Annotated in this window: 11 protein-coding genes; 3 read left to right on the top strand and 8 right to left on the bottom strand. The window is 71.7% G+C overall.

All coding sequences use genetic code 11. The annotated features are described in order from the left end of the window. Positions 1 to 46 precede the first annotated feature (46 nt). Positions 47 to 1,525 (top strand): PucR family transcriptional regulator, encoded by a 1,479-nt coding sequence (locus RAC81_RS01815; RefSeq protein ID WP_375080736.1) that lies wholly within the window; start codon positions 47 to 49, stop codon positions 1,523 to 1,525. A gap of 28 nt (positions 1,526 to 1,553) precedes the next feature. On the opposite strand, the gene RAC81_RS01810 is transcribed toward RAC81_RS01815, so the two are convergent. The 8 genes from RAC81_RS01810 to RAC81_RS01775 form a co-directional block, all read right to left on the bottom strand. After that, complete coding sequence (locus RAC81_RS01810; protein WP_375080735.1) at positions 1,554 to 3,146, bottom strand: amidohydrolase; 1,593 nt, start codon at positions 3,144 to 3,146, stop codon at positions 1,554 to 1,556. Next, entirely contained in the window at positions 3,146 to 4,615 is a 1,470-nt protein-coding gene (locus RAC81_RS01805) for an amidohydrolase (RefSeq protein ID WP_375080734.1), read from the bottom strand. The genes RAC81_RS01810 and RAC81_RS01805 overlap by 1 nt, the downstream gene beginning before the upstream one ends. Positions 4,616 to 4,663: 48 nt before the next feature. Then, the gene (locus RAC81_RS01800) at positions 4,664 to 5,692 is read right to left on the bottom strand and encodes an ornithine cyclodeaminase (protein ID WP_375080733.1); all 1,029 of its coding nucleotides are present in this window, start codon (positions 5,690 to 5,692) and stop codon (positions 4,664 to 4,666) included. Beyond that, on the bottom strand, positions 5,689 to 6,342 hold the full coding sequence (locus RAC81_RS01795) for an FMN-binding negative transcriptional regulator (RefSeq protein WP_375080732.1): 654 nt from the start codon (positions 6,340 to 6,342) through the stop codon (positions 5,689 to 5,691). Before RAC81_RS01795 ends, RAC81_RS01800 begins: the two co-directional genes overlap by 4 nt. A 234-nt stretch (positions 6,343 to 6,576) precedes the next feature. Continuing rightward, positions 6,577 to 7,416 carry a MaoC family dehydratase N-terminal domain-containing protein gene (locus RAC81_RS01790; protein ID WP_375080731.1) on the bottom strand — a complete coding sequence of 280 codons (840 nt, stop codon included), beginning with the start codon at positions 7,414 to 7,416 and terminating at the stop codon, positions 6,577 to 6,579. Next, the gene (locus tag RAC81_RS01785) at positions 7,413 to 8,642 is read right to left on the bottom strand and encodes a CaiB/BaiF CoA transferase family protein (protein ID WP_375080730.1); all 1,230 of its coding nucleotides are present in this window, start codon (positions 8,640 to 8,642) and stop codon (positions 7,413 to 7,415) included. The genes RAC81_RS01790 and RAC81_RS01785 overlap by 4 nt, the downstream gene beginning before the upstream one ends. Next, entirely contained in the window at positions 8,639 to 9,622 is a 984-nt protein-coding gene (locus RAC81_RS01780) for a hydroxymethylglutaryl-CoA lyase (protein WP_375080729.1), read from the bottom strand. Before RAC81_RS01780 ends, RAC81_RS01785 begins: the two co-directional genes overlap by 4 nt. Then, positions 9,619 to 10,899, bottom strand: a complete 1,281-nt coding sequence (locus RAC81_RS01775) for a hydroxymethylglutaryl-CoA reductase, degradative (protein WP_375080728.1) — start codon at positions 10,897 to 10,899, stop codon at positions 9,619 to 9,621. Before RAC81_RS01775 ends, RAC81_RS01780 begins: the two co-directional genes overlap by 4 nt. A 208-nt stretch (positions 10,900 to 11,107) precedes the next feature. Here RAC81_RS01775 and RAC81_RS01770 point away from each other — a divergent pair, with 208 nt between their 5' ends. Together RAC81_RS01770 and RAC81_RS01765 are read left to right on the top strand one after the other, a co-directional pair. After that, positions 11,108 to 11,971, top strand: coding sequence for an alpha/beta fold hydrolase (locus tag RAC81_RS01770; protein WP_375080727.1), 864 nt, complete (start codon positions 11,108 to 11,110; stop codon positions 11,969 to 11,971). A gap of 71 nt (positions 11,972 to 12,042) precedes the next feature. Continuing rightward, a complete protein-coding gene (locus RAC81_RS01765; RefSeq protein ID WP_375080726.1) occupies positions 12,043 to 13,953 on the top strand; it encodes a helix-turn-helix domain-containing protein in 1,911 nt (636 codons plus the stop codon). Positions 13,954 to 13,965: the final 12 nt, after the last annotated feature.

Here is a 13,965-nt window from a genome sequence, read left to right as displayed (position 1 = left end):
CGGGGCAATGTTTCACGGATCCAGTGTTTCCGTGCATACTGTGCGGATGGCACAGTACAGGGTTCGCGATCTCCGTGACGATGCCGACCGTCTCGGCCTCCGGCTGCACGCGGGGCCGATCGACGATCGCCAGGTCGCGCGCGTCGACCTCGCCGCGGTCGACCGGATCGACGCTCTCGCGACCGGAACGCTCGCGATCATCGCCGGCGACGAGCAGCCGCCGCCCTTCCGCATCGACGTCGCACTGCGCCAGGCGAGCGCCCGCGGGCTCGCGGGCCTCGTGTTCACGACCCCGCTGACCCTCGCGGAGACCGCCAGGGTGCTCGCGGAGCGCGGCGGCGTACCGGTCTTCTCGGCGGCCGGCAGCGCGGCGGCCGAACTCGCGAAGACGATCGACCGCGCCATCTCCGGCGGAGCATCGGAGGCGATGATGCGCGGCGCGCGAGCGATCGCGGTGGCATCGGAGGCAGCGGCGTCCCCCGACAGCACCACCGACAGCATCCTCGCGGCTGCCGGCGCCGCACTCGGGGCCGAGCTGTCGATCGTCGCGGACGCCGCTGCCGCCTGGACCGAGGCGGACGCGGTGTTCATCGGCGAGGTGCCTATCGGGCGTCTCGTCGCCGCCGATGCCGACGACGCGAGCTCGGTGGCTCTGCCCGTCATCGCCTCGCTGCTCTCGCGCGCCGCGCAGCGGGAGAGCCGCGACCGGTTCGCCCCCACCCACTCTCGCGCCGACCTGCTGCTCGAGCTCGTTCTCGCCGACCCGTCTCGCGCAGAGGGATTCGTGCCGCAGGCCGCGCGACTCGGCCTCCCCCTCGCCCGATCGCACGTGGTCGCATGGCTCAGTCCCACCCGACGCGCCGACCCGGACGCGAGGGCGCCGCGCAGCGTGCAGCCGGCGCTGGAACTGTTCGCCCTGCAGCTCGTCGAGGCCAGGGCGGAGATGTGGCACGTCGCGTTCCTGCAGGACGACCTGCTGCTCGTCTGCACCGAGGAGCACGGAGCGGGCGACCATCAGCGTCGCGTGCGGGAGGTGGCCGCGCGCATCCAGCGGCAGGCGCAGGAGATCGCCGGCGGAGACTGGACGTACACGCTCGGGCTCGGCACTCCCCAGGTGGGGGCGCTCGGTCTGCGCCAGTCCGCGGCCGAGGCGCGCATCGCGGCGGAGTCGGCGATCGCCGCCGGGCGACTCGGCGGAGTCGAGCTCACCGACGTGACGGGACTGCGGCGCGTGCTGCTCGACGTGTACGCCTCGCCCATCAGCCGGGAGCTGCTGCGGGACATCCTGCGACCCCTCGACGAGCTGGGTCCGGAGCGCGCCAGACAGTCCGTCCGCACGCTGCTGGCCTACCTCGCCCACGAGGGGTCGCTCGTGCATGCCGGGCGCGAGCTCACGCTGCATCCGAACGGTGTGGGATACCGCATGCGCCGCATCCGCGAGCTGCTCGGCATCGACCTCGACGACCCCGACGCGCGGTTCGCGGTCGAGCTCGCCTGTCGGGTGCGACTGCTCGGAGACGGGTGACCCCGACGTCGCGCCGCGCCATCGCGAGTCAGGTCCGCTGCCCTGGGAACACCCGCTCTCCGCGGATCCAGGTCTCGGCGACGCGCACGTCGGCGATCTCGTCGTCCGGCACCGAGAACACGTCGCGCTCCAGCACCGCGAAGCTTCCCTCGAACCCGGGTGCCAGCATCCCGACACCCGTCAGAGGTGACAGGCGCGCAGCCCGCGAGGTGTAGAGAAGCAGCGCCTGGGGCACCGTGATCGCCGCCTCGGGCCCGAACTCGATGCCGTTGTAGGTCCGGCGGCGTACCGCGGCCTCGACGGAGAGCATCACGTCGTCGGCGCCGCTCCAGGCGGTGGCCGGGCGATCGGACGAGAGCGCGAGCGGATCGAGCCCGGCGTAGAGCCGAGCGATCGGGTACGCGTCCGGCACCTGCTCGACCCGCAGCGCCTTCTCGTAGCCGTCGTACTCGGCGAAGAAGAACACTGTGTGCGTGGCGATTCCGAACTGCATCCGTGCCGCGCCCAGACGCGCAAGATACGCGTCGCTCACGATCGTCGCGTGCTCGATGCGCACGGAGGGGATGCCGTCGAGCCAGGGCTCCTGGTGCTCGAAGAGTTCCACGACCCGGTCGAGCGCGCGGTCGCCCATCGCGTGGACGGCGAGCTGCACGCCGTTTCGGCGCGCCCACTCCCCTGCGGCGAGCACATCGTCGTCGTCGACCAGCCGGAGCCCGTGGTCGCACGAGCCAGGGTACGCCTCGTGCACCCAGGCCGTGCGGTTGGAGTAGGCGCCGTCGAGCACGACCTTGACCCCCGCGATCCGGATCGGGCCCTCGCGGTCGTCCGCGCCGATGTCGTCGAGCGGCGCGGCCGGATCCCACCCCGGGTAGAGGGCGACCCTCGTGCGCAGACCCCGCTCCGCGGCCGCGCGGAAGGTGTCGAGGGGCCGATCGATCCGTGACGAGAGCAGATCGCACACGGCCACGATCCCGCGCGATGCCAGCTCGTCGCCGATCGACACGATCGCGTCGATCTGCTCGTCCCCGGTCGGTGCCGGGATGAAGGCGGCGACCGCATCGACGGCCGCGATCTCGGTGAGGATGCCGTTGGGTCGCCCGTCGACGTCCCGTTCGAAGCGGGCGCCGTCGGGGTCGGGGGTCGTCGCGGTGATGCCGGCGAGCTCCAGCGCCGCGGTGTTGCAGACCGCCGAGTGCGCGTCGCACCGCCAGACCAGCACGGGCCGCTCGATGCTCACTCGGTCGAGGTCGGCCGCCGTCGGCATCGCGCCGTCGGGGAACTTCGTGTCGTCGAAGCCGCGACCGAGGACCCAGCTGTCTGCGGCGCCGATCGTCTCGGCGTGGTCGCGCAGCGTGGCGACGAGGTCGTCGACGCTGCGCACGGCGGGCGGGAAGCACTCGACCGCGGCCGCCGTGCCCGCGAGGAGCGCAGGGTGGGTATGACTGTCGATGAGGCCCGGCAGCACTGTGCGCCCGCCGAGGTCGACGGCGTCAGCGTCGGTCACGTCAGCGGCGTCGCCCACCCAGTCGACGAGTCCGTCGACGATGCGGAACGCCGATGCGAACGCCGTCTCGGACTCGCCCGTGAACACCCGCCCGTTGACGAAGGTCACAGCGCCCATCACAGCTCCCGATGGGTGAAGCGTCCGCCGAGGAGGGTCGCGGCGACCGGCATGCCGCGCAGCTCGTCGCGGTCGCAGGCGTACGGGTCCCGGTCGGTGAGTACGAGGTCGGCCGGCTGACCGACGACGAGGGCGGAGCGCACGGATGCCGCGAGGGCGACGCCGAGCGGCAGCCGCTGTTCCGGGTGCCAGGACTCGCGATCGCCTCTGCTTCGAGCGGTCGCTGCGGAGACCGAGACCCACGGGTCGAGGGGCGCGACCGGTGCGTCCGAGCCCAACCTCAGCGCAGCGCCGGACCGGTGCAGCGAGCCGAACGCGAACGCCCGTCCGGTGCGTCCGGCCCAGTGGTGGTCGGCGACGTCACGGTCATCCATCGCGTGCTCGGGCTGCACGCTGGCGATGAGACCGATCTCGGCGAACCGGGCGAAGTCGTCGTCGCGCACGAGCTGCGCGTGCTCGATCACGCCCTTCATCCCCAGCTCCGCGAACGTGTCGAGCACCTCGGTGTTGGCGCGGTCTCCGATCGCGTGCACGGCCGCCTCGATGCCCGCTCCGCGTGCGCGGTGCAGCAGCCGCCGCAGTTCGGGTATCGGCACGCTCTCGAGCCCGCACGCGTGCGGATGGCCGGGATCCATCCCGGGATACGGATCCCAGCACCAGGCTGTCCGCGTATTGAGCGAGCCGTCCACGACCACCTTCAGCCGCCCGAAGGTCACCAGGCCCGCCTCGTCCACGACGTCGCCGGTGCGGTACCCGGCCCCGATCGCCGCTTCGAGCCGGTCCGGCCACACGGCGATGTCGGTGCGCAGACTGCGCAGCCCCGCGCTCGTGCGCTCCGACCACTCCGAGACGTTGTCGGTGTTCTCGTATTCGACAATGCCGACCACACCGCGAGCGGCCGCAGCGGCAGCGGCATCCGCATAGGCATCAGCGGGCAGGTGCGCAGCCTCGTCGAAGGAGTGCAGCAGAGTGATCCACGGCCCCTCGCGCAGCAGGCCCGTCGCGTCGAGCTCGACGCCGAAACGGGCGGCCGCTGCCCGGTTCATCCAGCCGCAGTGCAGGTCGCCGCTGACGAGGACGACCGGCACGTCGGCGACGGTCGCGTCGAGCGCATCGAGTGTCGCCGGCACTGGCCACAGGCCGTCGCGGAAGCCGTAGCCCATCAGCATCCCGTCGGTGAGCGGCGCGCGATCGACGCGCGCCCTCCGCACGATCGCGAGCACATCGTCGGCGCTGCGGGTCTCGGTGAGGTCGAGCCGGCGGCGGCGGATGACGTGCTGCGTGAAGTGCACGTGCGCGTCCCACAGCCCAGGGCCGAGCCAGCGGCCGGCGGTGTCGACGACCTCGCCGACGGGATCCGTCGCGCCCGCGGGCGTGATCGCCGCGACGATGCCGTCGCGCACAACGACGTCGATCGGCTCGCCGCCGTCATAGGGGCGCGCGCCGCGGAGGGTGAGGGTCTCGGTCATGATGCTCCTCTCGGCGCCCGGGGCGCAGGGTCGGGTGTGGTCGCGACGTCAGCCGACCGGGACGGGTGAGGTGGCGAAGCCGAACAGGTCCTTCGGGTCGTCGGGTGTCGCGACCAGGTCGATCTCGGTGTCGACGCCGGCGCCCGCGAGGTCGGCGCGGAGGTGACGCAGGGCCGAGAAGTCCTCGATGGCGAAGCCGACCGAGTCGAAGATCGTCACCTGGTCCGTGCTCGTACGGCCCGGCGCCGACCCTTCGAGCACGCGCCAGAACTCCGTCACCGGGAAGTCGGGCGCGACGTTCTGGATCTCGCCCTCCACGCGCGTCTGGGGGGTGTACTCCACGAACACCGGCCCTCGGTCGAGGATGCGCGGGTCGAGCTCGGTCTTGCCGGGGCAGTCGCCGCCGATCGTGTTGATATGCATGCCAGCCGCGACGTCGGCGTCGGTCAGCACCTGCGCGACCGCCTTGTCGGCCGTGCACGTGGTCACGATGTCGGCCCCGGCCGCGGCCTCCGACGCCGACGAGCACACCGTGATGTCGAAGCCCCGCGACTCGAGGTTGCGCACGAACTTCGCCGACGCCGCGGGGTCGACGTCGAAGACGCGCAGGCGCGCGATGCCGAGCAGGCCGCGGAACGCGAGCGCCTGGAACTCGGCCTGACTTCCCGCACCGATCATCGCCATCACCGTCGAGTCCGGCCGGGCGAGCCGACGAGCGACCATCGCCGAGGTCGCCGCCGTGCGCAGCGCCGTGAGCATCGTCATCTCGGCGAGGAACACCGGGTAGCCGTTGTGCACGTCGGCGAGCACCCCGAACGCCGTGACGGTCTGGTAACCGCGTCCCGGGTTGAACGGGTGCCCGTTGACGTACTTGAACGCGTAGGTCTCTGGATCGCTGATCGGCATGAGCTCGATGACCCCGAACGGGGTGTGGTTCGCGACTCGCTCGCTCTTGTCGAACGATTCCCAGCGGCGGAAGTCGGCTTCTATCGTGTCGGCCATCTCGGTCATGATGGTCTCCGCGCCGCGGCGCGTGATCCACTCGACCATGTCCTGCACTCCGACGAACGCGGTCATGCGGTCTCCTCCTGTCCGTGCAGCGCCCCGCGGTTGACCGCGGCGATGCGGTCGGCGAGTTTCGGGTTCTCGTAGGGGCCGGGGCGGCGCAGTGCCTCGACGACGCGCGCGATGACGGCCGCCGGCTTGTCCTGGCTCATCTTGTCTTTGGCCTCGATGCGCTCCACCCTCAACCGGAAGCCCACGGTTCCGTGGACGATCCGCTCGGCGTAGGCGGTGTTCTCCAGCGTGCGGCGCATGAGGAAGGGGTCGGGCAGCGGGCTCTCGAACCAGGCGACGAGCCGGTCGAGCACCGCCAGGTTCTCGTCGTCCGAGAGGAGTTCGGGAGTCCCGTGCAGGTGTGCGACGGCGAAGTCCCAGGTGGGGACGGCGGGCGAGGCCTCGTACCACCCCGGAGAGATGTACCCCTGCGGACCGTAGACGATCACCATCGTCTCGTGCTGTCCGAGTTCGTGCAGCCGCTCGTCCGGCCGTCCGACGTGGCTGACCAGCACGACGCCCTCGGCGTCCTCCTCGAGCAGCACCGGGTAGTGGGAGGCGACGAGCCCCGTACCGGGCACGTGGCTGACGATGGTCGCCCACGGGTTCTCGCGCACGAGCGCGCGCACGGCATCGACGTCGTCGAGCGCGTAGTCGGGGTTGTGCCTCATGGCGTCTCCAGGTCGGTGGGGTTGTCGAGGGGTTTTCGAATCGCTTGATTTGCAGCAATCGCCGGGTCGAAGTCGCGAATCAAGCGATTCGAAAGCGGGGTGTGCGGCGGCGGCACCGGAATCGTCCCCGATATCACGCTACGGATGTCGGGAACCGGCGGCAATGTTCCGCCGCACCAGTGCTTATGCGTGGACTGTGCTGATTGCACAGTCCACGGTGGCAGCGCCAGCGCGTCAGCGGTCGGAGAAGGTGATGTCGGCGGTGGCGAGCACCACATCGTCGGCGTCGAGAGCCGTGACGCGCAGGCCGTCGGCCGTCGCGCGACCGCCGACGACCCGCAGCGGCCGGTCCACGAGGATGGGCGCGATCGCCCGCACGTCGAGATGGGTGGGCAGGCGCCCGTCGGCGTGGCGCCGGGCCGCGTCCATGAGCAGGATGCGCGTGAGCGGCCCGTGCACGAGAAGGTCGGGCAGTCCCTCGACCTCGCGCGCCCAGGCCCGGTCGTAGTGGATGAGGTGCGTGTTGAAGGTCAGCGCCGAGAAGCGGAAGAGCTGCCGCGCATCGAGCGAGATCTCTTCGACCCAGTCGGCCTCGGCCGCGACCGACGGCTGCGGCTGCGGCGCGCGCTGCGGCGCATCGGGGCCCGCCGCCTCGAGGAACACGTCGTGCCAGACGCCGCGCACCGCGACCTCGCCCGCGACCGCGTACTCGCGCTCGATGTCGACGAACGTCAGGCGACCGCGCGAGCCCGACTTCTCCGTCACGCTGCCGAGCCTCGTGGTCTGCGTGACCTCGTCGCCGATGCGGATCGGCCGCAGGAACTCCGTCGTCTCGCCCGCGTACATCCGTCTCGGCAGGTCGATCTCGGGCACGACGCCGTCACGCGCGGGAGTGCCGTCGGGACGCAGGTCGGCCAGCGGCACCGCGAACGGGAAGAACACGCCCTCCCACCCCGCGGGCAGCACATCGCCCGCGTCGAGCACGGGATCGGATGCGGCGAACGTGCCGCGGTACGCCTCGACCGTGCCCGTCGTGATCGGCTCGGTGCGCACGACCCGCGGCGACGGGCTCACGGCAGCACCCCTGCGGCGCGCAGTTCGGCGATGCGGGCGGCGTCGTAACCCGCGTACGTCGCGAGCACCTGATCGGCGTGCTCGGCGAACCTGTTGGCCGTGCGGGCCGGGGTCGCGGGCGTCTCCGACAGTTTGATGGGCTGTCCGAACATGCGCAGCACGCCGAGGTCTCCGTAGTCGGCCTCGACGATCATGTCGCGCTCGGCCGTGCCCGGGTCGTCGACGACCTCGCCGATCGTCTTGATCGCGGTGAGCGGTACGACGTCGCCCGCGAGATCTTCGAGTTCCTGCTTCGTGCGGGTCGCCAGCCACCCGGCGACGATCGGCTTCACGCGCCGCTCGTACACGTCGTCGTCGAACCGCTTGCGCATGGTGTCGATCTCCGGATCCTCCTTGTGCTCGGGCGTTCCGAAGAGGTCACAGCTCGCGTTCCAGAGCTTGTCCGTGTACGCCCCGAAGAAGACCTGGCCGTCCGCACAGTCGAACAGCTCGTACGGCCGCACCCAGGCGTGGGCGTTGCCCTGCGGCGAGGCGACCTTGCCCGTGACGGTGTAGTCGACGACGGCGGTCTCGGTGAGCGCGACGATGCTGTCGACCTGGGCGACGTCGACGACCTGGCCGACACCGGTGGCTTCGGCGTGTCGCAGGGCCGCCAGCGTGCCGATCACCGCGAACAGGGTCGCCGAGAGGTCGCCGATCGTCACTCCGACGCGGACGGGAGGATGCTCGGCGTAGCCGTTCATCGACCAGATGCCGCCGGCCGCCTGCGCGGTGTTGTCGAACGCCGGGCGCTTGCTGCGCGATCCGGTGCGCCCGTAGCCCGAGATCGCGGTGTAGACGAGTCGCGGATTGACCTCGCGCAGCACCTCGTATCCGACTCCGAGCTTCTCCATGGTGCCGGGGCGGAAGTTCTCGACCAGCACGTCCGCTCCGCGGACGAGGTCTTTCAGCACCTCCTTGCCCTCCGGCGTGGCGAGGTCGAGGCCGACGCCGAGCTTGCCGCGGTTGTACTGGGCGTAGTACGCGCTGAACTCCTCGTCGCCGTTCGTGAGGTACGGCGGGAAGCCGCGCGAGACGTCGGGGTCACGCGGGTTCTCGACCTTGATGACGGTCGCGCCGAGATCGGCGAGGGTCTGCGAGGCGTAGGGCCCGGCCAGCACGCGCGAGAGGTCGATCACGGTGACGCCGGCGAGGGCGCCGGGGGCCGGAAGCGTGGTGTCGATCATGCGGGGGTGACCTCCTGTACGGGTTCGGGGGCGTCGAGCCCCGCCGCAGCGAACGCACGGGCGACGTTCGAGGCGGGACGGACGTTGCGGAGACGGGAGAGCCACAGCGTGGTGGCGGCGAGGGCGCGGAGATCGAGTCCCGTCTCGATGCCCAACCCGTGCAGCATCCACACGAGGTCCTCCGTCGCGAGGTTACCGGTCGCGCCCTTGGCGTACGGGCACCGGCCGAGTCCGCCGACGGACGCGTCGAACTCCGCGATACCGAGCTGAAGGGCCGCATGGACGTTCGCGAGGGATTGCCCATAGGTGTCGTGCAGGTGAAGCGCGATGCCTTCCGCGGGGATCCCCGCCTCGAATGCCTCCTCGATGATGGCCGCGGTGTGCCCCGGCGTGGCGACGCCGATCGTGTCACTGATGGCAATCGTGCGCGCGCCGGCCTCGTGCAGCGCCACGACCGCCGTGCTCACCGCGTCGAACGCGACCTCGCCCTCCCACGGGTCGCCGAACGCCATCGACACGTACCCGCGCACCGGGATGCCCTGCGCCGTGGCGGCGTCGATGACCTCGACCGCGCGGTCGATCGCTCCGGCGCGGCTCGTGTTGAGGTTCGCCCTGGCGAACGACTCGGTGGCGCTCACCACGACGGACACCTCGCGGATGCCTGCGTCCACCGCCCGCTGGAGACCGCGGAGATTCGGGACCAGCCCGACCGCGCGCGCCCCGCCGGGCACCTCGAGCGAGGCGACGACCTGCTCGGCGTCGGCCAGCTGCGGGATCCAGGTGGGCGGGACGAAGCTCGTGACCTCGACGTCGCGGCTGCCCGCCGCGTAGAGCCGTCGGCAGAGCTGCGCCTTGACCGGAGCGGGGATGATGTCGGTCTCCGCCTGGAGCCCGTCGCGGGGTCCCACCTCGAACACCGTCACGCGAGACGGCAGCCCGTCCTCCCGGACGACCCGTGGCGTGGGCAGGGCGTCGCTCATGCGTCGCTCCCGCCCGCCCGGAGCTCGGCGAGCACGTCGCGGGCGTGCTCGACGCGGATTCGTCGGTCGGCGACGATACGGGCGGCGACCGATCCGATCTCGTCGACCGTGGCACCGGCGGACGCGGCGACGGTGCGCGCGTGCAGGGTCATGTGTCCGCGCTGGATGCCCTCGGCGGCCAGAGCTCGGCACGCTGCGAGGTTCTGCGCGAGCCCCACCGCGGCGATCACGCTCGCCAGCTCCCTGGCTGTCTCGACGCCGAGCAGACGCACGGCGGCCTGCGCGGACGGATGCGCGCGGGTCGCGCCGCCCACCAGGCCGACCGCGAGGGGCACCTCGAGCGTGCCGACGAGGTTGCCGTCGGCATCCTTCTCGAACTGCGACAGCGCGGTGTACGCGTTTGCGCGGGCAGCGTGCGAGTGGCAGCCGGACTCCACGGCCCTGGTGTCGTTGCCCGTGGCCAGCACGACCGCGGTGATGCCGTTCATGATGCCCTTGTTGTGCGTGGCCGCCCGGTACGGATCGGCCTCGGCGAACGCGCTGGCCGCGACGATGTCGTCGACGACCTGCGCCCCGCCTAGCAGTTCGGCGTCGAAGACGGCGCGGGCCCTAGTGAGCCGCAGCTCGGCCTTGTTGGTGAGGATGCGCAGCAGCGTGCGCGTTCCGGCGAGCTCCGCGATCCGCGGCGCGATGGCCTCGGCCATCGTGTTCACCGCGTTCGCGCCCATCGCATCCCGTACGTCGACGTGCAGGTGCACGACCACCTGCGTGCCCGCCCTGGTCGGCAGCACGCGCACGGAGATGTCGAAGGCGCCGCCGCCGAGCGACACGAGCATCGGGTCCTGCTCGTTCGCGAGGGCGAGCAGCTCATCCTTCGCCTCCAGCAGCGCGAAACGTGTGCCGTGCGGGTCGACCGCGTCGAGCACCTGGATCTGCGCGATCATGACGTCGCCGGTGTACGAGGTCGTGAAGCCGCCGAGATCACGAGCCATGCGGGCGGCGTTCGACGCCGCCGCGACCACGCTCGGCTCCTCCGTCGCCATCGGGACGAGGCGGTCCACGCCGTCGACCGTGAAGTTCGTGGCGACCCCGACGGGGATGCCGACCATCCCCACGACGTTCTCGATCATGTGGTCGGCCTGCGCGAGCGAGAGGCCGTGATCGGGACGCAGCGCCTTCAGGGAGTCCGGCTCGATCCCGGCTCCTTCCGCGACGAGCGAGAGACGCTCGTCGGGGGTGTGATCGCGCAGTCCGGAGATTCGGCTGTTGGTCGGCATCGGCCACCTTCCTTCCATCCAGCCGCCGGGTCCGCGGCGCTGGGGTCACAGATGACACTAGGAGCGCGCGACAGGGGCGACGATGGGTGGAACACTCATCTCCCGGGCGCTCGTATATGCGGTCGACACATCACTCCCGCCCCGCCGCGAACCTAGACTCGCACCACACCCGACGCTCGACCCCGATCCCGATGCGCGAGGAGAACCGATGCCGTACACCGAATCCGCCAACGTACGCCTCTACTTCGAGGTCTTCGGCGCCGACGACTCCCCCGTCCTCGTGCTGGTCTCCGGCGGCGGCGCGCAGCTCCTCAGCTGGGACGAGGAGTTCATCGCCCTGCTCGTCGACGGGGGTCTGCGGGTCGTGCGCTTCGACAACCGTGACACCGGGCTGTCGCAGCTGTTCGGCGGTGAAGAGGAGGTCGACGGCGGCTACGACCTCATCGATCTCGCGGAGGACGTGCTGCGCGTGCTGGACGAACTGGGGGTGGCGTCCGCCCATATCGCCGGGCATTCGATGGGCGGGATGATGGCGCAGATGCTCGCGATCCACCATCCCGAGCGGGTGCGCAGCCTCGGGCTCCTCTCCACCCTGCCCGGGCAGTCTCCTCGGTACGTGCTGCACGGGGAGCGCCCGGAGCTCGCCGAGGCGCCCGTGTGCGTGACCAGGGACGAGGCGGTGGCGTTCGCCGCCGCCGCCGTGCAGAGCGGCCCTTCCGGGCGCTACGACCCGCAGGTCGACTGGCACGTTCGTGCCGCGGGTGAGGCGTACGACCGCGGCTACCACCCGGCGGGCTACTCGCGTCAGTGGGCGGCGCTGCGCCGCGCCCCGGAGCGCCTGGAGGACCTGCGAGGTGTGCGCACGCCGACGCTGGTCTTCCACGGACGCGACGACGACGTGCTGCACTGGGCCGGGGCGGTCGACATCGCCGAGGCCGTGCCCGGCGCGGAGCTCCAGGTGCACCCCGACATGGGGCACCTCATCCCGCACGAGCTGTGGCCCGACCTCGCCGGCGCACTGCTGCGCACCGCCGCGCGCGGCGAGGAGCAGCGCCACAGCGACCGGATTTGAAGACCACGACGATCATGCTCGACACTGAAGTCGGGCGCCCGCCGGCGCCGACCACCGGGGAAGGGACGACGATGCCCGAGCACGACGACGCGATCGCGTCGCTCCTCGACGCCGCCTACGACCCCGCGCTCGTCGGTCCGACGGGGGTCAGCGACGCGCTGCGCCGTCTTGGCGCCGGTCAGGCGGATGCCGCGCTGCTCGCCGAGCGTGTGGCCCGCACCCAGCGCGAGCTGTCGCGCCTGCGTCGTCGCGAGCACGAGCTCACCGCTCTGTTCTCCAGCGCGCGCGAGCTCGCCGAGCTGCGCGACAGCGACGCCGTGCTCGCCCGACTCGTGCAGCGCGCGCGGGAGATGATGGGCGTCGATCTCGCCTACCTGTCCGAGTTCGACCCCGACACGGCGGAGCTTCGTGTGCGCGAGACGAGCGGGTCCGTGAGCGCGTCGTTCCAGCAGCTGCGCGTGCCGCCCGGCCGCGGGCTCGCGAGCGTCGTCGTCGAGTCGCGCTCGGCCCACTGGGCGGCCGACTACGCGACGTACACCGCAGACCGCCATGACGCGGGGATCGACGATGCGGTCTCCGCCGAAGGACTCGTCTCGCTCCTCGGCGTGCCGATGCTCAGCAGCGACGACGTGCTCGGCGTGCTGTTCGTCGGCAATCGCGAGAAGAAGGAGTTCTCCCCCGACGAGGTGGCACTGCTCTCGGCCCTGGCCGACCACGCCTCGGTGATCCTGCAGACGACCCAGACGCTGCGCGACCTGCGCGACTCGGAGGACGCGAGCCGCCGCACACTGGAGAGCCTGACCGCCCATCTCGTCGAGCGCGACCGCGCGAACACGGTGCATCAGGAGCTCGTCCAGGCGGTGCTCGCCGGCGGCGGCTTCGCCCCGGTGGCCGAGACGCTGGCCTCCGCGCTGGGGCGCGCCGTCGCGATCATCGACGCGCAGGAGAACGTGATCGCGGCAGCCGGACTCCCCCTCGCCCCGGGGATGCTGTCGCTCGACGACCCGGTGAGGTCGGCTCTGGCCGAGAGCCGACGCCACGGACACTGCGTGCCGATCGCCGGCCCCGGGGTGCGCGCCGTGTCGGCGCTGACCGCCGGCAGCCGGCACTTCGGTGCCCTGCTGCTCGGCGACGGGGCCTTCGAACTCGGAGCCGTCGACCTGCGGACGATCGAGCGCGCCGCGCAGGTCGGGGCTCTGCTCGAGCTGCAGCAGGAGGCGGCGTCCGGCGCGGACCGCCGAGTGCGCAGCGAGCTCATCGCCGACCTGCTCGACGACGTGCCCGAGCGCCGATCCGACGTCGAGCGCCGCGCGCGACGTCTCGCCGTCGACCTCGGCGCACTGGACTCGCTGCTCCTGGTGTCCGTGCCGGGCGACCAACAGGCCGCGGCCGCTCGCGCATTGGCGCGCTCGCTGGACGACCGAGCGCTGGTCGGCGAATACCGCGGCTTCGTCGTCGCCGCGCTGGAACACAGTCGCGTCGACGCGGATCCCGAGCGGCTGCGCTCGCAGGTCTCCGCGGCGATCCAGGACGCGGTGACCGTCGTCGTCCCTCCCCCGCACCGTGACCCGCTCCCCGCCGCCTTCCTCTCCGCGCGCCGCACCGCGCGCCTGCTGACGGCGCTCGGTCTCGACGGCCTGACCGCGCACGTGGAGGACTTCCTCCCCTACTCGGCGGTGCTCGATGCCGACGCGGAGGGGCTTTCGACCTTCCTGCGCGACACGATCGGCGCCGTCCGGGACTACGACGCGGATCGCAACGCGGATCTGCTCGGCACCCTCCGGGCCTTCGTGCGCCACAACGCGAGTCCGACCCGCACCGCCCGCGCCTTGAACTTCCACACCAACACGATCCTCCAGCGCCTCGACCGACTCGATCACGTGCTCGGGCCGGGGTGGCGCGACGACGAGCGAATGTTCCGCATCGGGATCGCCGTGCGACTCGACGAGTTGCGCGAGCGGCTGCGCGCTCCGAGTTCCTAGCGCTACGCCCCC

The organism is Microbacterium sp. CR_7 (assembly GCF_041954755.1).
GTDB lineage: Bacteria > Actinomycetota > Actinomycetes > Actinomycetales > Microbacteriaceae > Microbacterium.
This window is presented reverse-complemented; position numbering and strand designations above follow the sequence as displayed.